Source organism: Parapedobacter flavus (assembly GCF_035818675.1).
In the GTDB taxonomy this organism is placed as follows: Bacteria; Bacteroidota; Bacteroidia; order Sphingobacteriales; family Sphingobacteriaceae; genus Parapedobacter; species Parapedobacter flavus.
Genome location: NZ_JAYKZZ010000007.1, coordinates 35,874 through 55,692, shown reverse-complemented (window position 1 = coordinate 55,692; position 19,819 = coordinate 35,874). Strand labels below are relative to the sequence as shown.

The window sequence follows — 19,819 nt, the reverse complement described above, 5'->3', positions numbered from 1 at the left end:
TCCGTCACCCCGGTGGGGTAAAAAAGCTGGATCCGAATTTGGGATTCGGATCCGGCTCCAACTTGCCTGCATCCTTATGAAACAGGTATGGCAATGACCGGTTGCTCGGTGGTTTCCTTGATCTTAGGAACCGTGATTTTCAAGACGCCATCGGCATATGAGGCGTTGATATCCGTTTCCTTCACATGCTCTGGCAATGTAAACGAACGGCTGAACGAATCGAACGAATATTCCTGGCGGCTATAACCGTTCTTTTCGTCTTTCTTTTCCTCCCGTTTCTCGGCACTCACCGTGAGGGTGTGGTTCTCCACCTCCAGCTTGAAGTCATCCCGTTTCAAGCCGGGGGCCGCCAGCTCCAGCATGAACGCCTTGGGTGTCTCTGAAACGTTTGCGGATGGGACGCTTATCCCCAACCGCCGGTTGAAAAAGCCCAGATCTGAATCGAAGAAATCATGATCCCATAGCGAAGAGATCGGCGACAGCCAGTCCGACATCGCCGATGGCAGACTGCTCTTTTTTCTAACTGTTAAACTCATAACTCGTATTTTTTTGGCTAAGGTATGGCGGCATGGACTGTAGATAAATGACGAAAATCATCGAAGCTTCAGATAATCATCGTTCATTATTTGGCTGGGTTGAGTCACCTTTGGAGTTGGAAATGATAAAATAAGAGGATCATGAAATCAGATGCTGCAATAAGGAAAGCCATACTGGGATTAATCAGATCGGATGAGATGCTCAAGGCAAACGACAATATCCAAGTGGATGTAAACCGGGGCGTGGTGAAGTTGAGCGGTTGCGTGCGGGACACGTCGGAAAAGAGGTCGGCCGAGCGATTGGTCAGTCGGATCAGGGAGGTGAAAGCCGTAGCAATGGATTTGCAGGTGGTGTGCCCAGTAGCTGACAACGACAACCAGATCGCAACGGAGATAGCCGATACGTTTATGTCGGATCCGCGGCTTTCTGGTGAGCGGATCAACGTGACGGTCGATAACGCTTGGGTAACACTGGAGGGTGAGGTAGACGACTATTGCAAAAAGGTTGCCGCCTTCAATGCCGTCAATGATATCCAGCATGTTAAGGGGATATCGATCAGGATCACGGTCAGAACACGAATATAACACCATTAAATAAACGCGATGAAAACAGAAAAGCAAATCATAGAACAAATGCCGGCGAAAGAAAAAATGCTGCAGGCCTGCCTCGCGAAACAACGGCAACTGATCGCCGACTTCAACCGGGGGATTGATGAACTCGCCGGAAGTGGATCGCGCGAGGAGGGGGCGGACCAGCCGGGGCTTGTGGAGGAAGTGGCCCTGCGACGCCGCCAGCTAACCGACCAGTTGTCGTTTGCCAAGGAAGAACTGAAAATCTTGGAGGATATGCTCCCCGGGTGCAACGAAAAGCATGATGTGGTAGGGTTGGGTAGCACAGTGGTAACGGACAATGGGATTTTCTATGTGTCGGTCAGCATCGAGCGATTTCACGCAGAGGGGATGCCGATTTTCGGGGTTTCCCTGAAAAGTCCGCTATATAGCGCGATGTCCGGCAAAAGAAAAGGCGAATCTTTTGCCTTTGGCCCGCAAACCTATCGGATTATGGACGTGTATTAAATGGAGCAACCATGCTGTTGAAATTCCTATTTATTAGTTTATGCCATGCCCTTACCGGGTGCGCGGAGCAGCGGGTTGCTGATATCCCGTTGTCGCCGAGGGCAGAAACAGATTCCGTAAAACGGATGCATGTCATTGTACCCCGGGATATCAAGGTGGCCGCGTATTTCCCCTTTTTGGATAGCCTGTTATCCGCTTGTAACGATACGCTGGATTACGTGATCAGCGAGCACCAACTGATTAACTGCAACTCCTGGATTATTGATACACTGGCCAGTCTCGACTATTATAAACAACTGGAGCTCGGTAGGTTCATTTATGACCAACGGGAGATGACTGTATTCCATAAGGGCGACACCCTATGGATACCGGACCGGTCGGCAGCGACAGACGTGCAGGCACGCTTGGATCATACCGTAATCGATGTAAATATCCCCGAATTCAAACTTCGGATCACCGAGTACGACCGTGTGAAATATACGTTCCCTGTACGTGTTGGCCGCAATGCCAAGCGCTACCTGGCCACCGCGGGCAGAACTGTAGATCTGCGTACGCCGATCGGCGAGGGGGAAATTGTACGTATCGAGCGCAACCCGTGGTTTGTGGATCCGGTGAGCGGCCGCAGGTACACTACTACCCGAAGAGACGATGGCCAACGGACCACCATGCCACAGATACCGTGGATCGAACCCATGATTAACGGAATACGCCAAGGTGCGCTGATCCATCCTACCTCCAATCCGGAAACACTGGGCAAAGCCTATTCAAATGGTTGCGTGGGGACGGCTGAAGGCGATGCATGGTACGTCTACTATCATGCACCCGTAGGCACGGAAGTCCGCTTCCGTTATGACCTGAAAGTAAAACAGGCGCAGGACACGCTGATTTTTGAAGATATCTATCGGTTGAACCAAGCACATGATTAACGTAAAAAAAGAAGGTGTTTTGCTTGAAAAAAGCGCCCTGGGTTTTGAGCATGTCGCGGTCATCAACCCGGCGGTATGGCAGTCGGGAGACGATGTACACCTGCTCTATAGGGCGGTCCGAAGGGGGAACTTCTCCACCATCGGCTACTGCCGGCTGCACGGCCCGCTTGATGTGGTGCAGCGCGATGCGGTACCGCTCATCATACCACAGCATCCTTATGAAAGCCAAGGCATGGAAGATCCCCGCGTAGTTAAGATAGCAGACACTTATTATCTCTCATACACGGCTTATGACGGCATTAACGCCCTGGGCGCATTGGCGGTTTCGAATGACCTCCGGAATTTCGAGAAAAAAGGGATCATCGTGCCCCAATTGTGCTTTAAGCGGTTTGGTGAACTGGTGCAAAGCGGTCTTAAAATAAACGAAAAGTACTTCAGGGAATACCGTGAATACATCGTCCGCGGCTTGCCGGCGGATACCATGAATGTATGGGATAAGAACATTGTCTTCTTTCCTGAACGAATTGATGGAAACCTGGCTTTTCTTCACCGGATCCGTCCGGGTATTCAGCTTGTGCTCGCAAAGGATATCCCCCGAGACCTGACCCCTGAGTTTTGGGAACAATACCTGCTCCATTTTTCAGACCAAGTTGTAATGGAACCCCTCTACCCCCATGAATCCAGTTATATCGGCGGCGGATGCCCTCCGTTGCTTACGGATGAAGGGTGGCTGTTGATCTACCACGGTGTGCACGACGGCCCGGAAGGATATGTCTACCATGCATGTGCAGCTTTGCTCGATAGGGATAACCCCCGTCGCGAAATTGCCCGTCTTCCTCACCCGCTTTTTTCTCCGGAAGCGGAATGGGAAAAAAATGGCTATGTGAAGAACGTGGTATTCCCTACCGGCACTGCAGTATTCGGTGACCGGCTCTATATTTATTACGGCGCCGCGGATAGCCGGGTGGCGGTTGCGTCGCTGAGCATGAAGGAACTTCTGGGCGCGTTGTTGAAATCAAAAATTAACCGTTAATAATTGCTGACATGAACGATCAAATCGTATTCATCACCTCCTACCCGCCCCGCGAGTGCGGTATAGCGACTTATTGCAAGGATCTGATCGATTCGCTGCAACGATATGCCGGCAAATCATTTGAACCCGTAATCTGTGCATTGGACCCCGATGGCGGTGGCATCGCCTACGGGCCAGATGTCCGGTATGTGCTGCGTGCATCGTCGCAGGAAGCGTATGCGGACATTGCCCGGGAAATCAATGGTAATCCAGCGATAACGGGCGTGTTTGTGCAGCACGAATTCGGACTGTTCGGCGGGGATTACGGCGATAACCTCATGCTGTTGCTTTACCGCCTAGAGAAGCCGGTGGTCATCACCTTCCATTCGGTATTACCATCGCCTAACGCCGCGCTCAAGAAAACGGTCTGCGCAATTACAAACGCGGTGGATGCCATCATTGTGATGACTAACCATTCTGCGGAGATCCTGGTCGAATACTATGACGTAGCGCCCCGGAAAATAACCGTTATACCGCATGGCATCCATACCCTACCAAACGTTGAGACCAAGCAACAGCTGCGGAAGCGATACGGATTGTCCCAAGATGCACATATACTGACCACTTTTGGGCTGCTGGGGCAGGGGAAAAGTATCGAAACCGCCCTTCAGGCCCTCCCTCCAGTAATTGCACGCTTTCCCGACACCCAGTACCTGGTCATCGGAGAAACCCACCCGGAAGTTATTAAGCGCGAAGGGGAAGCTTATCGCAATACCCTGAAGTCGATTGTTCGCGAATTGAAACTGGAGGCGCATGTCCGTTTCATTGATCGGTATATGCCGACTGGAGAATTGCTTGAATACCTTTCGCTGTCCGATCTTTATCTTTTTACCTCCAAAGACCCCAACCAAGCCGTCAGCGGCACGTTTGCCTATGCCCTGAGCTGCGGGTGTCCGGTGATTTCCACGCGTATTCCCCACGCAAAGGAAGTACTTACCGAGGACATCGGCACGCTCGTGGGCTTTGAGCAACCCAGACAATTTACTGCCGCAATCACCGAGCTGCTTGCAATGCCGTTGATCCGTCAGCGGATGGGGAAATTGGCACTGCAGTTGATGGCGCCGTCGGCGTGGCGCCACGTGGCCATTGCCCATGCCAACATGCTGACGAAAAAGGGAATTCTTTCCGAAGGACCGTCGGCTCACCTTTTCCGTCGGTTAAGAGACGGTACAAATTCTTTACGGAGCAGGGTCGTCCGGGAAAGGGCCGAAGATACGGTATAACACACAACCGACAATTTTATGAAAACAATCCTAGTGCTTACCGATTTTTCAGATGAGGCCGACAATGCGGCTATGTATGCGGTAGGCCTTGCTATGAACATCAATGCCGATATCGCATTGTGTCATACGTTTGCATTACCGGAACAATCTCCTGCAGCAGCTCGTATAGCGTGGTCGATCGAAGACTATTTTTCCTTGAAACAGCAGTCTTTGGCATCACTTTCGGCACTTGCCGACCGGATAACACATGCTGTTCGGCCGGATGCAACAAGATTTTTCCCGAAAATAAAGTGCATCAGTGAAGTGGGTGATCTGGCGGATGTCGTTCAGAACAACATCATGGCTAACCGGGATATCGCCATGATCATAATGGGTATGCACGGGGCCGGTAAAGCAGTTCAGCTCTTTCTGGGAAGCAACGTCCTGAAAGTGCTTGAGTTGGGCCTCTGCCCCGTTATGGTCGTGCCGGAGCGTGAGGATTACCGAAACCCCACCAAAGTAATCTTTGCTACGGATCTCGATAAAGCCCATATGGAAGTGCTCCGTTCGCTGAGTAGCCTGTGCACGCATTTCGACGCGCAGATCTCATTGGTATATGTGTCGAATGAAAACGGATTTCATGAACACCACTCAGATGTCTCCCAGCAATTCCTGACCAAAGCGTCCACCAATATTGGATATCCTAAGCTATATTACCGGCGTGTCAAAGGCCGCTCCGTATCGGACACCTTGCATAGGTTGAGCAAGAACCCGTCATGTGATTTTTTCACCATCGTGTATAGTAAGCATGGCTTCTGGGATCGGTTAATAAAAGGCAGTATTACCCAAAAACTGATGAATAAAATGGAAGTACCCATGCTTATTTATTCCCAAGCAATGGAGAAGTTTCCGGTATTTTGATAGGCTGTTAAAAATCACAGGTAGACATGACGATTGTCATCGGGATCCAAGCTGAACACGACATAGCTTAGCGGTAAATATTTATAAACATTTAAACAAAAAAAGCGATGAAAACCAATGAACAATTGCAGCGCGATGTAATCGATGAACTGAAGTGGGATCCATTGATCTCGGCTTCCGAAATCGGTGTTTCCGCAAAGGAAGGGGTGGTTACACTCAGCGGATATGTGGATAGTTTTTCAAAAAAATACGCAGCCGAAAAAGCGGCGAAGCGGGTTAACGGCGTGCAGGCGGTTGCCGAGGACATTGAGGTCCGGTTAACCAATGGACTCGCTCGCCATGATGACACCGCAATAGCAGCAACCATCCTGAACGCCTTCAAATGGAATAGTCTGGTGCCTGAGTCCCAACTAAAAATAAAAGTCGACGATAGCTGGGTGACACTAGAAGGCACTGTTGATTGGCAATTCCAAAAAGATGCAGCGTACAAAGCCGTAAGGGATATCTCGGGCATTCGAGGCGTAAGTAACCTGATTAACTTAAAACCCCAATTGGAAAAAACCGACATTGAAAGAACCATTAGACAAGCACTCCAGCGTAGGGCCAACGTCAATGCCGATAACATCCGCGTCCGTACCGAGGGAGGAAAGGTGATACTGAGCGGCAAAGCAAGTACTTGGTACGAGCGGCAAGAAGTTGAAAAAGCTGTGTGGGCTTCTCCCGGCGTCACTGAGGTGGATGACAATATATCCATTTCTGTATAAGCCAACAACCGTGAAGTGTTTTGAATGGCAGGCAGCCAGAGGCAGTATCCCTGGCTGCCTTTCCTTTATTTTCTGCATTCTTACGTTGTGTATACGGCTTTCACACGGTGAACTTCCGTTCGGTTGCACCCCATACCCAACCCAATCGAATAATCCGTAACTTTAACGTGCCATTACAATCAGCAGTATGCCCTATCATATCCCCGGCCACCTGAAAGGCCTTACCGACAGTGAAGTAGCCGCTTCCCGGAAGCAATACGGCTATAACCGGTTAGATGCCGCGCCAAAAAGCTCCTGGCGGTCGCTGCTCATCGATATCTTGAAAGAACCGATGCTGATCCTGCTCGGTGTCATCTCACTCATCTACGTGGTTGTGGGCGATTACGGCGAAGCGGCGTTTATGTTTGCGGCCATCGTTGCCGTTTCTGCCGTTTCTTTCTATCAGGATAACCGCAGCAAAAAAACACTGGAAGCGCTGGAAAAGCTCAATGAACCGCTGAGCCGGGTAATCCGGAATTCGACTGTCGTTGACATCCCCACCCACGAGATTGCCGTGGGCGATCTCTGTATCACCGAAGAAGGAAAAATCATCAATGCCGATGGGCGCATTGTACACAGCAACGATTTCTCCGTCAATGAAGCTTCGCTTACCGGCGAGAGTTTCTCGGTATTCAAGGACAGCCGGTCGGAAGATAACAGGGTATACAGCGGTACGCTTACCGTTTCCGGGCTGGCTGTTTTCAAGGTAACGGAAATCGGAAAAGAAACCCGCGTCGGCAAGATCGGCGAATCGCTGCTGACCATAAAAGCGCAACCCTCTCCCCTACAGATCCAGATCACCCGATTCGTAAAAACGATGGCCATCATCGGTATTATCATTTTCCTGATGGTCTGCCTCTTCAGGTATTATCAAACCGGAGACTTCATTGCGAGCCTGCTCAACGGTCTTACGCTGGCCATGTCGGTACTACCCGAAGAAATCCCAGTAGCATTTACCACCTTCATGGCTTTGGGTGCCTGGAGACTGATGCAGCAGGGCATCATCATCAAGCGAAGCAGCATCGTGGAGACGTTGGGTAGCACCACGGTTATCTGCACCGACAAAACAGGCACGATTACCGAGAATTCTATGCAATTGATTAGTCTGTATGATTTCCAAGCTGATAAGACGTATGACAACCAATCCTTTAACGATCCAAACCTGTCGACTCTCATCAGCTATGCCATGTGGAGCAGTGAACCGGCTCCTTTTGACCCCATGGAGAAAACACTACACAGCGTATATGAACAAACGCAACTAAACGACCTGCGGGGCTCCTACCACATGTTCCATGAATATCCCCTCGAAGGGAAACCCCCGATGATGACGCACCTTTTTGGGGATGCCAGCGGAGACCGCATCATTGCCGCCAAAGGTGCCCCTGAAGCCATCCTCAACGTATCCCGGCTTTCAGCTGGTCAAAAAGAGCGGGTGAGAGACCGGATCAAAGGATTCGCGCAGCAGGGATATCGCATACTGGCTGTAGCCACATCACGGTTTGAAGGGGATAATTTTCCGGAAAAACAGAAGGATTTCCCGTTTGAACTCCTCGGGCTGACCGTCTTTTACGACCCACCCAAGAAAGGCATCAAAGACGTGTTCCAGCGGATTTATGATGCCGGGATCACCGTCAAAGTCATCACGGGTGATAACGCAGACACTACGAATGCAATCGCAGCTCAGGCTGGCATTACCAATAACGCTCCGACAGTAAATGGCAGTGATATAGTCAACCATTCCGAAGAAGAATTGATAGAGCTATCGGCGCGTACCACACTGTTTACACGGATGTTTCCCGAAGCCAAGCTGGCCGTAATAAATGCACTTAAAAAACGGGGCGAAGTGGTGGCAATGTTGGGTGATGGGGTGAACGACGGTCCGGCCCTAAAAGCCGCCCATATTGGGGTGGCTATGGGCAACAAAGGGACGGAGATCGCCAAATCAGCTGCCGCCCTAGTAATAACCAACGATGACCTGGACAAATTGATTACCGGCATTGCAGCGGGAAGGCGGATTTACGCCAACATCAAAAAAGCCATCCAATATATCATTTCCATCCACATACCCATCATCTTAACGGTATCCCTTCCCCTATTTCTGGGCTGGATATTCCCGCAGATCTTCACACCTGTCCACGTGATTTTCCTAGAGCTGGTCATGGGACCAACCTGCTCTATCGTTTATGAAAATGAACCCATGGAACGGGACACCATGCAGCGGCCGCCGCGGATTATGACCGACACGTTTTTGAACGGAGGCGAACTGGTCATCAGCGTTATCCAGGGGTTGGCGATTACTGCCGGTGTGTTATTTGCCTACCAGCTAACCGCCCAGACTGGCGGAAGCGAAGAAAAAACGAGATCGATGGTATTTACCACACTGATTTTCGCAAATATCCTACTGAGTTTCGTCAACCGCTCGTTCTTCTACAGCATTTTCGAGCGCTTCACGCGTCGGAATCCCTTGCTCATCGGTATCACGATGCTAGTGTTGGTCATACTCTTTGCCATCTTATACGTGGAGCCGCTATCCCGATTCTTTGAAGTAACTCCGCTTCGTGTAGCCGAATTGGGGATTTGTATAGCCATTGCGATGGTGTCCGTATTATGGTTTGAGATTTACAAATTGCTAAAAAGATTCAAATAAGGCTGCCTATGCTACCTTATGATCCCGTTTAATTATCTCATTGATATTTGTAAGCAGCTTCCATTCGTTAACGTTTGTTAAAATAAGTTGGTAGGTCAGCTACATTCCGTAAAATATCAGAATGGTCGTTAATCACCTTTTTGAAACCTAGCTCCTTAAGGTGTTATGATGAGCCTTATTATTGTGTCAAAAGGTATTAACGCCCTGTACTTGACTTAACTTAAGAATCCTGAATTGTCGGCACAATTTATCGTAACAAAAAATAGCCTGCTTCCGGCCTGGAAACACGCCAATTGAATAAGGCGCTTAATCGAGATGATTCCTTGCGTTGAATATGGCTTCGCAATCCTCCAGAAAGTTCGACATCTGTAAAGTTCCCTCTACATAGGGAAACACCATACCATGGTAGTTTCCCTTTTTTATGCCAATAAAAGCCTGTAGCCCAGACTATTACTAGTTAGCCAAAGCCAGTTCGACAATCACTACAACACTCCTTATACTTTTATCCCAATCAGTCTAAAAAGTTATATTATCAGTGACCTGATGATGTTTTTAGGGTGTTCGACATCTCCTTTGGGATATAGGCGTCTTGTACAGGCTCTCTCTTTCCGTAATTCTTTGCTATTAGATAGAGAAAATCCAAGATAACACCGGCTTCCTGTTCGTCAACTTCAATACCATTCTTAGAAAGAATTGAAATTGTCCGTTTAACCGAAACCTTTCTTTCTACAAAGTTCATTCTAATAATTTAAACCCTTATTTCAATACCAGTATTTTTGATAATGCACTGCTAAGTTCCAAAGAAAGCTCACCCGTTACGAAATTCACCTTTGCTGGCGGAATGAATTTAAGAAGGTATTTTTTATCTGCCGTATCAAATAGTTCGTATCCCCTGAAAATTTCTAATAAGGAGCCGCCGTAATCCAACTGGCGTTGCAGGTCAATGCCTTTAAGCTTTTCGATATTATTACCTAGTTCTATTTTTAGGCGAGCACAACTTGCCAAGTATTCCTTTTTGAATTCGCTATAGTCGTCAAACTTCAACATATCCTCAACAAATAGTTTTCTGGCCTTGGAAAGTGCTAATTGTTGCCTAGCTAATTGCCTCAGGATACCAGCTCTTTCGTTGAGACAAGCAGTCTTACTCGTATTTAGATTAGCATCATCCAAAATATAATTAAAAAGTTGGACCGCCAACTTCGAAAGCTTAAGCTGTCGAAGTTGGCTTTCATAACTGTAGTTTAGCAAAAAAGCATTGGTTCTGGTTCTACATCTTCCTCGACAATGGTAATAAGGATACCTATATCTCGACCCTCTGGAAAAGCTACCGCAAATCCTTTTACCACAAAGCGGACAAGTCAAAAAACCTGTAAGAAAAAAAGCAGCTTTTAGCTCTTCGGACCTTTTTGACCCCCTTACTTTTGTATTTATAATATCCTGTACCCGATAAAAAATAGACGTGGATATGAGGGGTTGATGGTTCCCTTTCACCATCTCCTTTTCGTTATCACCTAACACTACCGGAATCAGACCGCAATAGACCGGATTACGGATAAGCTTGGAAAAATTGGATGATGAACAGTGAAAGCCCTGTGTGGCGGCCATCCTTCTTATCTCTGTCATTTTGTAGATGTTTTTTGCAAGCTGAAGGAATATCCATTTGATAATGCCAGCTTCAGGCTGCTTTGGAGCGATATATTTTTTTCCGTCCATTGTTGTAAGATTTACATATCCTACTGGCGCTTTGTTAGGATGTCTCCCCATTTGCCTTGCCCTACGCATTCCATTTGCGGTATTCATTGCACGCCTGCTATTTTCCGCCTCCGGGACCGATAGATAAACGGCAAGCATCACCGAACTCTCCGGAATATCCAGATCAACCGGCTGGTCAATAGCCATCACTTTGGCATGGTATTTCCTTAATATTCCTATCATCTCATATGCGTATTGTATGTTACGGCTGAACCGATCCCATTTGATAAATAGGATATTCTTCTCTTCCCTGCCACGCTCCTTTTTAATTACGGAAATTAGCTTCTTCCACTCAGGCCGGTTGAAGTTCTTTGCGGAAAAATCCTCACGATAAATCCCTTTAACAAGAATATTGTTGGATTCACAGTATTTCAACAATCGGTCTTCCTGTTCCGGCAAAGAATAACCTTTCCTCTTTTGTTCGTCAGTGTTGCCTCGCACGTATAAATAAGCTGATTTCATAAGACGGGAAATATTAAGTTCAGTTATCTAACAAATAACGACTGGGAAAAGGTTTAAGATAATTTACCCACCAAAATATCAATATGTCTTAAGAGATTTTCTAGCAATGCAGATAGGCAAAACTGAACGGGCGGATGAAAAGGATGGCGGTTCGGGGAAAGCCGTTTAAGTCTGAGAATTCGGATCTAAGGGGTATTTTGCCAAAGGATTATGAAAAATACTCGCGACGCCCGACCATGGTTCACAAAAGTTCTCATCGATGGTTAGTTCTGCCATCTGAGGCACCTGTCCGGCGGTGACTTTTTACAGGTCGAAATCTTTTGTAACGCCCCCAGTAACTTTACCTTCCCGTGGCCAATTCGGACCAACTCCTTTACGTTGGTTTGTACCAACATATTTTCAAATAGACCATCAATCGGCAGGTTAACCGATTAACTTTGCGGCGCTCAATATTAATTAGCTATCAATATCATCTTGGACAGAGAATGAAGAAAATATACCTACTGCTCGCCTGCGTACTGGTTTTACTGACCGGAGAGATTACCGCACAAACGGGGTCCCTCAAAGGTGTCGCCTTCGATAAAGCGGCTGAAAGCCCATTAGCTTTTGTCAGCGTGTCGTTGCATCTTGCCAAAGATTCTTCCCTGGTTAACGGCCAGCTTTCCGATGCTGATGGCAGCTTTTTATTTGATAAGGTGAAGCCGGGTAATTACTTCGTGCGCCTGCAATTTTTAGGCTACGAGACGGCTGAATCATTGCGCGTCGCGGTTGCCGATAAACAAGCCGTCGATTTAGGCCAGATCGCGCTCAACGTGAACCCGCAATTCTTAAATGAAGTGCAGGTAACGGGTCGGCAGCTGCAAAGCGCGAACAAGATCGATAAGCAGGTTTACCGGGCGGAGCAATTCGAGGCCGCCAAAGGAGGTACGGCCATCGATGTGATTCGTAATATGCCGTCGGTTTCGGTAGACGGTCAGGGCCAGATCACCATGCGGGGTGCCCAGGGATTCCTTTTGCTGGTCAACGGGAAACCCGTACAGACCGATGCCGCCACATTCCTTAGCCAGCTTCCGGCAAATCAGGTTGAAAACATCGAATTGATTACCTCGCCCTCGGCCAAGTATGATCCGGACGGCAGGGGCGGAATCATCAACGTGACTACAAAAAAGGGGGCGGATGATGGGTTTGCGCTCATCACCAATATCCAGGGGGGGCTACCATCCACCAATGACTACGGCAATGCCGAAAGGCAGCAACGCTACGGCGCTGATGTAACGGCAAACTTCCGGAAAGGCAAATGGGATGTTTCGGCTGGGGCCAACTACCTCCGCAACGACAACGCCGGTCTCCGCGACGGGGATGTCTTTACCATCATCGGTAACCGGAAAACGTCGTTTCCCTCCTATGGTGAGCGCAGCTTTGATAAATACAACTACGGCGGCCGGTTCAACGTCATCTTCACGCCGAACACCCGCAACCAGCTATCAGCCGGCTTCTTCGCCGGCCATAAATTCCAGGATCGGGTTGCGGATATTGATTATGACAACGTCACGACCGAGGTCGGCACCGGTACTGTCATTGGACGGCACCGGTATTTCAACGCCAACCTGCAAAACAAACAGGGCGATTTCATCCTGGGAAATCTCGATTACAGCCATACCTTTTCAAGTGGTACCAAGCTTAGTTTTTCTGCGTTGTATGAACACGCCGGCCTGAATGGCTCGACGCTTAACCGGAACATCGTGGGCGCGGATACCATACAGAATACGGAGAGCACGTACCGGAATCCGCTGGATGGATTCCGCGGAAAGGTTGACCTTGCTATGCCTGTTGGACAGGGGACACTGGAAAGCGGCTACCAGTACCGGTTGGATATGCAGGATGGCCGATTCGTATATTCGGTAAAGGAAACCGGTGAAACGGATTTCACGACTGTACCGGAGTTTACGGGCGATGTGAAGGCAATCAATCAGATCCATTCGGTCTATACCCAGTATTCGGGCAAGTCCGATAGACTGGAGTATGTAGGCGGCTTACGTTATGAATATGCCAACCGCGATCTGGACGTCAGCTCCATCGATGATGATAATTACCTGCTGGCATTGCACAACTTGTTTCCATCTGCAAGCGCGCTGTATAATTTTGATGGCGGATGGAAGGCCAAAGCCGGTATCAGCCGGCGGGTGCAGCGGACCAGCAACTTCGAATTGAACCCCATTCCCGAACGGGAACATTCGGAAACGCTGGAACAAGGCGACGCGAACCTGTTGCCTGAGTTTATCTATCTGGCAGAGCTGGGGATTATCAACGAATTTAAGCAGGGTTCTTTTTTTGCAACCGCCTATTTCCAGGACATCAAAAACCCTATCCAGCGCGTTAACAGCGTATTCGCGGATACCATCCTGAACCGCGTTTTCACCAATGCCGATCGGGCGCGGCGCATCGGCTTTGAACTCGGCACCAATTATACCCCGGCTAAATGGGCGCAGCTGTACCTGGGTGCCAACATGTACCATAGCCGGACAACCGGGGTCGTTCTGGACTATGCCGAAGCCCGTGAAAACCAGGCCTGGGTATACTCCATCAACGGCAATGCCAATTTTCAGTTGACCAGGCAGTTCAGTATCCAGGGCAACGTAAATTACCTGTCTGCCCGGCCGACGGTACAGGGGGAAGATTCGCGTTTCCTTTCGCCCAACCTCTCGTTGAAGCATACCTTTATGGATGGCGCACTGACGGCACTTGTGCAATGGCAGAACATCGGGATGGGTATTTTGCCCAGCAACGAGCAGCGGATCACCACCTGGGCGCCTGACCTCTACACCACGACCAATTACATCTATGAAACCGATGTGATCATGCTCAACCTTTCGTTCAACCTGAATCGGCTAACCCGTCAAATCAAGTTGCCCGCAAGCGAATTCGGAGAGAAGGAGTTCTAAGTCAAATAGGAGCGGCTAAATCCATCCCGCCCCCAACGCAAGCGAAACGGCAATCAGCATAACCGCTACCAGTACCTGGATGGAATTCAGCGTTACTTTCTTCAGTAGCCGGTTTCCGACATACGCGCCAAGGATACCGGCGCCAATGGCACAACCCACCAGCACGAGGTTGTCATGAAGGTCCGATGCGGCAAACCGCGTGGCGTAGACTGATAACCGCGTAAGGTCCACAACCGCCGATACGACCACGGCCGTGCCCACGAACGCTTCTTTGGACAGCCCGGCCTTGATCAGGAAGGCGCTGCGCAGGGCTCCCTGGTTGCCGGAAAGGCCGCCAAAGAAGCCGCTCAACGCACCGCCGAGGGGTAGCTTATCACGGCCGAACGCCAAGCAGTTGAAATAGGGAAACAGCTCAATCAGGGCAAACACGATGAGCAGGATGGCGACGGTGAATTTAACGGGATAAACCTCGAAGACATTGCCACCCAGGCTATAGCAAAACAACAGGGGCAGATTGCTCATCCTTAGCATCAGCCATGCGCCGAAAAAAGCGGCAATAACCGCAGGTACCCCAAAGCGTATGGTCACCCACCGGTCAGCTTGCCTGCCTACCAGCGCCAGCTTGAACAGGTTATTGAAGAAATGGACCACGCCTGTGAGCGCTATGGCCAGGTCTACCGGAAAGAAGACCATGAATACCGGCGTGAGGATGGTGCCCAAGCCAAACCCCGAGAAAAAGGTGAGCACCGCTACAAGGAAAGCGGCCAATGACAGGATCAGGATTTCCATCAGCCACCGATTTTACGATCAACGGACCAGCGCCCGCCACCGCGGATAAGCAGGAAAAGGCTGCCTAACAACATGGCCCAATCAGTACGGCTGCCATGCATCATCGCCCAGAAACCCGCATTGGCAAAGGTATCTGCTTTAGTGGTAGCCATGGCCACCAGCATGATGCAAAGCAGCGAGATGGCGGCAAGTCTGGTAAGCAACCCCAACAGTACCAGCGTACCGCAGGTAATCTCAAAGCTCCCCACAAAAGGTCCCAGGAACTCCGGATTGGGCAGGCCTATTTCGGCGAACCGCCCGGCGCCGAGTGTTTCCCCAAACAGGAACTTCTGTATGCCCTCTGACAGGAATACAACCCCCACCATCAAACGGATAATGAGGGTTGTTGATGACCCGTCTGTTTTCAGTATATTTTTCATCTGTGTGTCTGCTTTTCATAACAAAATTAACACGCACCGACCGAGATCTATGGTGTATTTGAAAATATGATGGTATTAGCGGTATAGTGGCCAACCTATGCCGATTGCCGATATGCTTGGGGGGTGGATCCGATATGCCTCCTGAAGTATTTGATGAAATGCGAATCATCCTTGAAATTCAGGCAGCCCGCGATCTGGCCCACAGTGAGATCCGTGTAAAGCAGCAGGCGCTTAGCCTCGCCCAGTAGGTGCGCGGCCAGTACCGAAGCCGCTGGCTCACCGGTTACTCTGCGACAGACTGCATTCAGGTTCTGGGGGGTCGTATTCAACAAAAGCGCATAATGGGCCACGCTGTTATGAAGCGTGTCGGTATGCCCGAGCAACTCTTCAAAACGCTGATAGATATCCGTCTTGGCCCCGGACTGCTTTTTGGGATAGGGTGCTTGTTGCAACGAAATTCCTAAAAGAGCCTTGAGCAAGCCTTCCCTCACCTCGGCGTTTCCATGAGCCGGTTTTTGACATTCGGCCAGCAACAATCCGAACAGCGCTGCGACGGGGGTGGCGTCTTCCAGGTAAAGGCAGCTATGGCCGCTCATCCGCAACAAGAGCTCCTTCAATGCCTTGTCAACACTGTCGTCGATAAACTGTTTTTTGATAATCAGTACATACCCCTCTGGCTCATCATCAAGTTCCCAATGGTGCACCTGCTCCCTGCGGATAATGAACAATACTGGGGGATTCACAGCATACGACCTGCCGTCAATGGTATGCGAACCGCTGCCCCGTAGTAATAAGACGAATTCAAAATAACTGTTGTGCTTATGCGGATTCGTTTTGCGTACATTTTTCCGGAACTCCGCGATTTTGATGTGCTGGTGCGACTCAGTCTTATCCTTTACGGCAACGTGTCTATGTACAGCTTTCCTCATTGATCGTATTTCCAGTCTAAAATAGACTATTTTCTTGGAAACTTAATAAACCTACTCCTATCACTATGGTAAACAAGATGTTTCGCGAATGATCCGTAGGAATTTATGTGTAATATCGCTTTTTTAGCCACAGGCTTGCCCTCACCAACAGTATCAATATTGGTACTTCCACGAGTGGGCCGATAACGCCCACAAATGCCTGTGGCGAATGGATGCCGAATACCGCGATCGACACGGCTATCGCCAATTCAAAATTATTCCCTGTGGCTGTAAATGCAATGGAAGCGTTTTTGTCATAAGGAACCTTCAATGATTTGTTGACAAAGAAGCTTACGAAAAACATCAGCATGAAATAAATAATCAGCGGTACAGCCACCTTTACAACATCCATTGGTAACTCCAATATCTTGTCTCCCTTCAGGCTGAACATCAATACGATGGTAAATAATAACGCATACAAGGTAACGGGCGATATTTTTGGCACGAATTTCCGATTATACCACTCCATACCCTTTGACTTTACCAATGCATAACGGCTTATAAAGCCTGCGAAGAAAGGAATGCCCAAATATATGAGTACGCTTTCGGTTACCTCTTTCATGGATACGCTTACGTTGAAATCGGCTAACCCCAATTTGTTCGGCAATACGTTGATGAACAGCCAAACAAAGAAACTATAACTTATTATCTGAAAGATACTGTTCAATGCGACCAACAATGCCGTATATTCTCTGTTCCCTTTTGCCAGGTCACTCCAAACGATGACCATTGCGATACACCTTGCCAAACCAATCAGTATCAGACCCGTCATGTAATCGGGTTCGTTCCGTAAGAACAGAACGGCTAAACCGAACATCAATACCGTACCGATAACCCAATTCAGCAATAAGGATATGCCGATTGCCTTGGTGTCTTTAAATGCGCGGGGCAACAAGGAATAGTCCACTTTTGCTAATGGCGGGTACATCATTAAAATCAATCCGATTGCCAACAGAATATTAGTTGTACCTATGGACAAGCTGTCTGTTACATCGGAAATATTGGGAAAGAAATATCCCAATCCTACACCTACCGCCATTGCAAGGAATATCCATAAAGTAAGGTAACGGTCAAGGAACTTTAGTTTCGGCTGCATCAGCTATCTTTTAATCCTCGAAAAAACGTAGCACATTTCCTGCGCTATCTGTAAACTCCTTTCTGCATATACCCGTGCCTGTTCGGACGTACCATCTGAAATCTTGGGGTCTTCAAATGTGATGGGTATCCGCTTTTCCGCACCAGCAATGAATGGGCATCCGCCGTCTGCCTGCGAGCAGGTCATAATAGCGGCAAATGCCGATGAAGGGTTGAAAGGACTATCGTATTTCTTGGAGAACCCGATGATAGGCAATGCATCATGGCTGTATTTAATGGCATATACCGGATTAGCGGTTTCCGCAATCCTGAAAATATTAAAACCTTGGTCGGTCAATGTTTCCGCTACTTTCGGGAATAGTGCCGTTTCTTCCGTACCGCCAGAATAGCAATGTACATTCGGAATATCGAAGTACACACTTGCCACCTGCGCCCATACCTGTGCCAAATGGCTTCTACGTGAATTATGTGTACAGATAAAATTGAGGTTTATGTCTGCTCCGATGCTTGCTTTTTGCTGTACAAAATCAATTAAAGGCTGTAATGTGTCTTTGCGTTCTTTGCTGACATTTTGTAATTGCAATAGCTGTGCTGTTTCTGATATGGCTTGAAACATCTTGATGGCATTTATCGTTTACGGAAGCTGCAAAACACGAAATTCTGAGTAGTATTAAACGGTGTCGTATGGTCAACGGTAATACAGCCCATTTTTTGAAAATGATTTTGAAACAAATCTGTCATAGTCTGTTCTGAATATTGTTTAATCTCTATACCGGTACATTGAGTAGGGCCTTGTTCGGAAAAGGTACCGATTACTAAAATCCCATTTTTGGAAATGGCCTTGGTCGTGGTTTTTAAATAATGATCAATTTCGTTTTGGTCCGTCAAAAAATGAAATGTTGCTCTGTCGTGCCAAAAGTCGTAATGTGCTGTTGGTATAAAGTCGGAGATATCCTTGACAATCCATTTTACTTCATTGGCTTTATCCCCTAATCTTACTTTTGCCCGTTCTATAGCTACGCTTGAAATATCGACCACCGTAATATCTTCGTAGCCCAGCTCAAGCAAATGATCAACAAAAAAACTATCTCCGCCACCAATGTCAATAATTTTAGCTGAGGTTGGCAAATTGAATTGACTGACAAAATTCAGCGAGGTTTCCGGATTGGACTGATACCAACTTACGGTTTCCAAAGGTTTGCTTTCGTAAATATTCTCCCAGTGGGTTTTTCTATTGAAATTTTTCATCTGCTATTATTGTAAATCAGCAACAATTTGAGTTCGGCGTACAGCAAGTGCTGTTCAATTCAGATAACCTTACTTTTTGTTTTTCCGCAGTAATACCGCAGGCATCGCTTGCCAAACAAGCCGTCTGTTTGTTCTTTAAGATGAAATGCTGGCCGTCAAAATCCAAGTCAAATTTGCCAATCGTTTCACCTTGGTATTCTACTTCAATTTCGCCATCCTCAATGCCTAATTTTTCTTCAGATAACCTGATGATGTTCAATAGCTTGGTCGGCTTCAATCTGTGCTCATAGTCGTTGGCGTCCCACAATTGGAAGTTTACCGTTTTCTCTGTACGGATTACACCACCGCAATCAATAAAATGTTTGGTGATTTGCCCTATTTCCGTCACGTGGAAGTGTTCGGGGACAGACGTTCCGTTTGCTAACTGAAATTCAACATTGTCCAGTATTGGCAGGATTTCTTTGATTGTTGATAGTTTCATAAATGTAAGTTGAAAATTTATACTAAATTATATATTGTAATATTACGATGATAAGGGTTAAAAAAATATTATGAACAGCAACCGGTTACTTTTACTTCTTGATTAAAGAATGCGTTAAATTCCGCTTGGATTTGTTTCCACAGTTTTTCATCAATGCAATAGCAAACTGCTTTGCCCTCAATCGTTCCTTGGATAATGCCTATGTTCTTTAGCTCTTTCAAATGCTGTGAAATGGTGGCTTGCGCCAATCCCAATTCATCGACTAAATCATTACAGATACAGGCTTTTTGATTGATGATATACTGAAGAATGGCAACCCTAGCCGGATGCCCTAAGGCTTTAAACAAAGCAGCCAATTTGTTCTGTTCGGCCGTAAATATTTCCGATTTCGTAAGCCCCATAATCTTTCTTTAACATCGCAATATTACGATTATATTTTTAAATAGCAAAGAATAACTTTCTTTATTACAGGAAGGCGC

Annotated in this window: 20 protein-coding genes; 9 read left to right on the top strand and 11 right to left on the bottom strand. The window is 47.9% G+C overall.

Features of this window, described 5'->3' with window-relative positions; all coding sequences use genetic code 11:
• Nucleotides 1-74 precede the first annotated feature (74 nt).
• Nucleotides 75-536 carry an Hsp20/alpha crystallin family protein gene (locus U9S71_RS07055; RefSeq protein WP_326326303.1) on the bottom strand — a complete coding sequence of 154 codons (462 nt, stop codon included), beginning with the start codon at nt 534-536 and terminating at the stop codon, nt 75-77.
• A gap of 141 nt (nt 537-677) precedes the next feature.
• On the opposite strand from U9S71_RS07055, the gene U9S71_RS07050 reads away from it, so the two are divergent.
• From U9S71_RS07050 to U9S71_RS07015, 8 genes are all read left to right on the top strand, one after another.
• Nucleotides 678-1,121 (top strand): BON domain-containing protein, encoded by a 444-nt coding sequence (locus U9S71_RS07050; RefSeq protein ID WP_326326301.1) that lies wholly within the window; start codon nt 678-680, stop codon nt 1,119-1,121.
• A gap of 18 nt (nt 1,122-1,139) precedes the next feature.
• Nucleotides 1,140-1,613, top strand: coding sequence for a hypothetical protein (locus U9S71_RS07045; protein ID WP_326326299.1), 474 nt, complete (start codon nt 1,140-1,142; stop codon nt 1,611-1,613).
• Nucleotides 1,614-1,624: 11 nt separating this feature from the next.
• A complete protein-coding gene (locus U9S71_RS07040) occupies nt 1,625-2,539 on the top strand; it encodes a L,D-transpeptidase (protein WP_326326297.1) in 915 nt (304 codons plus the stop codon).
• The gene (locus tag U9S71_RS07035) at nt 2,532-3,572 is read left to right on the top strand and encodes a glycoside hydrolase family 130 protein (protein WP_326326295.1); all 1,041 of its coding nucleotides are present in this window, start codon (nt 2,532-2,534) and stop codon (nt 3,570-3,572) included. The genes U9S71_RS07040 and U9S71_RS07035 overlap by 8 nt, the downstream gene beginning before the upstream one ends.
• 11 nt (nt 3,573-3,583) lie before the next feature.
• A complete protein-coding gene (locus U9S71_RS07030) occupies nt 3,584-4,834 on the top strand; it encodes a glycosyltransferase (protein WP_326326293.1) in 1,251 nt (416 codons plus the stop codon).
• 18 nt (nt 4,835-4,852) lie between these two features.
• Nucleotides 4,853-5,734 (top strand): universal stress protein, encoded by an 882-nt coding sequence (locus U9S71_RS07025; RefSeq protein WP_326326292.1) that lies wholly within the window; start codon nt 4,853-4,855, stop codon nt 5,732-5,734.
• Nucleotides 5,735-5,841: 107 nt separating this feature from the next.
• Nucleotides 5,842-6,498 carry a BON domain-containing protein gene (locus U9S71_RS07020; protein WP_326326290.1) on the top strand — a complete coding sequence of 219 codons (657 nt, stop codon included), beginning with the start codon at nt 5,842-5,844 and terminating at the stop codon, nt 6,496-6,498.
• A 187-nt stretch (nt 6,499-6,685) separates the two neighbouring features.
• Entirely contained in the window at nt 6,686-9,184 is a 2,499-nt protein-coding gene (locus U9S71_RS07015) for a cation-translocating P-type ATPase (protein ID WP_326326289.1), read from the top strand.
• A gap of 532 nt (nt 9,185-9,716) precedes the next feature.
• On the opposite strand, the gene U9S71_RS07010 is transcribed toward U9S71_RS07015, so the two are convergent.
• Nucleotides 9,717-9,923: a hypothetical protein gene (locus U9S71_RS07010; protein ID WP_326326288.1), complete on the bottom strand. Its 207-nt coding sequence runs from the start codon at nt 9,921-9,923 to the stop codon at nt 9,717-9,719.
• Between the two features lie 17 nt (nt 9,924-9,940).
• Complete coding sequence (locus tag U9S71_RS07005) at nt 9,941-11,398, bottom strand: recombinase family protein (protein ID WP_326326286.1); 1,458 nt, start codon at nt 11,396-11,398, stop codon at nt 9,941-9,943.
• Nucleotides 11,399-11,883: 485 nt separating this feature from the next.
• Between U9S71_RS07005 and U9S71_RS07000 the strand changes: the two genes are divergently transcribed.
• Complete coding sequence (locus U9S71_RS07000; protein ID WP_326326285.1) at nt 11,884-14,340, top strand: TonB-dependent receptor; 2,457 nt, start codon at nt 11,884-11,886, stop codon at nt 14,338-14,340.
• A gap of 15 nt (nt 14,341-14,355) precedes the next feature.
• Here U9S71_RS07000 and U9S71_RS06995 read toward each other — a convergent pair whose 3' ends face one another.
• The 8 genes from U9S71_RS06995 to U9S71_RS06960 all read right to left on the bottom strand — a co-directional run bounded on the left by U9S71_RS06995 (nt 14,356) and on the right by U9S71_RS06960 (nt 19,741).
• Nucleotides 14,356-15,129 carry a sulfite exporter TauE/SafE family protein gene (locus tag U9S71_RS06995; protein WP_262250068.1) on the bottom strand — a complete coding sequence of 258 codons (774 nt, stop codon included), beginning with the start codon at nt 15,127-15,129 and terminating at the stop codon, nt 14,356-14,358.
• Nucleotides 15,129-15,548, bottom strand: a complete 420-nt coding sequence (locus U9S71_RS06990) for a DoxX family protein (RefSeq protein WP_262250067.1) — start codon at nt 15,546-15,548, stop codon at nt 15,129-15,131. The genes U9S71_RS06995 and U9S71_RS06990 overlap by 1 nt, the downstream gene beginning before the upstream one ends.
• Before the next feature lie 95 nt (nt 15,549-15,643).
• On the bottom strand, nt 15,644-16,477 hold the full coding sequence (locus U9S71_RS06985; protein ID WP_262250066.1) for an AraC family transcriptional regulator: 834 nt from the start codon (nt 16,475-16,477) through the stop codon (nt 15,644-15,646).
• Between the two features lie 103 nt (nt 16,478-16,580).
• Nucleotides 16,581-17,612 (bottom strand): ACR3 family arsenite efflux transporter, encoded by a 1,032-nt coding sequence (gene arsB / locus U9S71_RS06980; protein ID WP_326326280.1) that lies wholly within the window; start codon nt 17,610-17,612, stop codon nt 16,581-16,583.
• Between the two features lie 3 nt (nt 17,613-17,615).
• Nucleotides 17,616-18,227: an arsenate-mycothiol transferase ArsC gene (locus U9S71_RS06975; RefSeq protein WP_326326278.1), complete on the bottom strand. Its 612-nt coding sequence runs from the start codon at nt 18,225-18,227 to the stop codon at nt 17,616-17,618.
• Between the two features lie 11 nt (nt 18,228-18,238).
• Nucleotides 18,239-18,859 (bottom strand): class I SAM-dependent methyltransferase, encoded by a 621-nt coding sequence (locus tag U9S71_RS06970; protein WP_326326277.1) that lies wholly within the window; start codon nt 18,857-18,859, stop codon nt 18,239-18,241.
• Between the two features lie 16 nt (nt 18,860-18,875).
• Complete coding sequence (locus U9S71_RS06965; RefSeq protein WP_326326275.1) at nt 18,876-19,340, bottom strand: DUF6428 family protein; 465 nt, start codon at nt 19,338-19,340, stop codon at nt 18,876-18,878.
• Between the two features lie 68 nt (nt 19,341-19,408).
• A complete protein-coding gene (locus tag U9S71_RS06960) occupies nt 19,409-19,741 on the bottom strand; it encodes an ArsR/SmtB family transcription factor (protein WP_326326273.1) in 333 nt (110 codons plus the stop codon).
• Between the last annotated feature and the right edge of the window lie 78 nt (nt 19,742-19,819).

Bases quoted from the DNA above. Each gene is read 5' to 3' on its own strand.
- U9S71_RS07035 (WP_326326295.1), top strand. From the start codon at position 2,532: ATGATTAACGTAAAAAAAGAAGGTGTTTTGCTTGAAAAAAGCGCCCTG.
- U9S71_RS07025 (WP_326326292.1), top strand. From the start codon at position 4,853: ATGAAAACAATCCTAGTGCTTACCGATTTTTCAGATGAGGCCGACAAT.
- U9S71_RS07055 (WP_326326303.1), bottom strand. From the start codon at position 536: ATGAGTTTAACAGTTAGAAAAAAGAGCAGTCTGCCATCGGCGATGTCG.
- U9S71_RS07030 (WP_326326293.1), top strand. From the start codon at position 3,584: ATGAACGATCAAATCGTATTCATCACCTCCTACCCGCCCCGCGAGTGC.
- U9S71_RS07040 (WP_326326297.1), top strand. From the start codon at position 1,625: ATGCTGTTGAAATTCCTATTTATTAGTTTATGCCATGCCCTTACCGGG.
- U9S71_RS07045 (WP_326326299.1), top strand. From the start codon at position 1,140: ATGAAAACAGAAAAGCAAATCATAGAACAAATGCCGGCGAAAGAAAAA.
- U9S71_RS06960 (WP_326326273.1), bottom strand. From the start codon at position 19,741: ATGGGGCTTACGAAATCGGAAATATTTACGGCCGAACAGAACAAATTG.
- arsB (WP_326326280.1), bottom strand. From the start codon at position 17,612: ATGCAGCCGAAACTAAAGTTCCTTGACCGTTACCTTACTTTATGGATA.
- U9S71_RS06990 (WP_262250067.1), bottom strand. From the start codon at position 15,548: ATGAAAAATATACTGAAAACAGACGGGTCATCAACAACCCTCATTATC.
- U9S71_RS07050 (WP_326326301.1), top strand. From the start codon at position 678: ATGAAATCAGATGCTGCAATAAGGAAAGCCATACTGGGATTAATCAGA.
- U9S71_RS06970 (WP_326326277.1), bottom strand. From the start codon at position 18,859: ATGAAAAATTTCAATAGAAAAACCCACTGGGAGAATATTTACGAAAGC.
- U9S71_RS06975 (WP_326326278.1), bottom strand. From the start codon at position 18,227: ATGTTTCAAGCCATATCAGAAACAGCACAGCTATTGCAATTACAAAAT.
- U9S71_RS07020 (WP_326326290.1), top strand. From the start codon at position 5,842: ATGAAAACCAATGAACAATTGCAGCGCGATGTAATCGATGAACTGAAG.
- U9S71_RS06985 (WP_262250066.1), bottom strand. From the start codon at position 16,477: ATGAGGAAAGCTGTACATAGACACGTTGCCGTAAAGGATAAGACTGAG.
- U9S71_RS07010 (WP_326326288.1), bottom strand. From the start codon at position 9,923: ATGAACTTTGTAGAAAGAAAGGTTTCGGTTAAACGGACAATTTCAATT.
- U9S71_RS07015 (WP_326326289.1), top strand. From the start codon at position 6,686: ATGCCCTATCATATCCCCGGCCACCTGAAAGGCCTTACCGACAGTGAA.
- U9S71_RS06965 (WP_326326275.1), bottom strand. From the start codon at position 19,340: ATGAAACTATCAACAATCAAAGAAATCCTGCCAATACTGGACAATGTT.
- U9S71_RS07000 (WP_326326285.1), top strand. From the start codon at position 11,884: ATGAAGAAAATATACCTACTGCTCGCCTGCGTACTGGTTTTACTGACC.
- U9S71_RS07005 (WP_326326286.1), bottom strand. From the start codon at position 11,398: ATGAAATCAGCTTATTTATACGTGCGAGGCAACACTGACGAACAAAAG.
- U9S71_RS06995 (WP_262250068.1), bottom strand. From the start codon at position 15,129: ATGGAAATCCTGATCCTGTCATTGGCCGCTTTCCTTGTAGCGGTGCTC.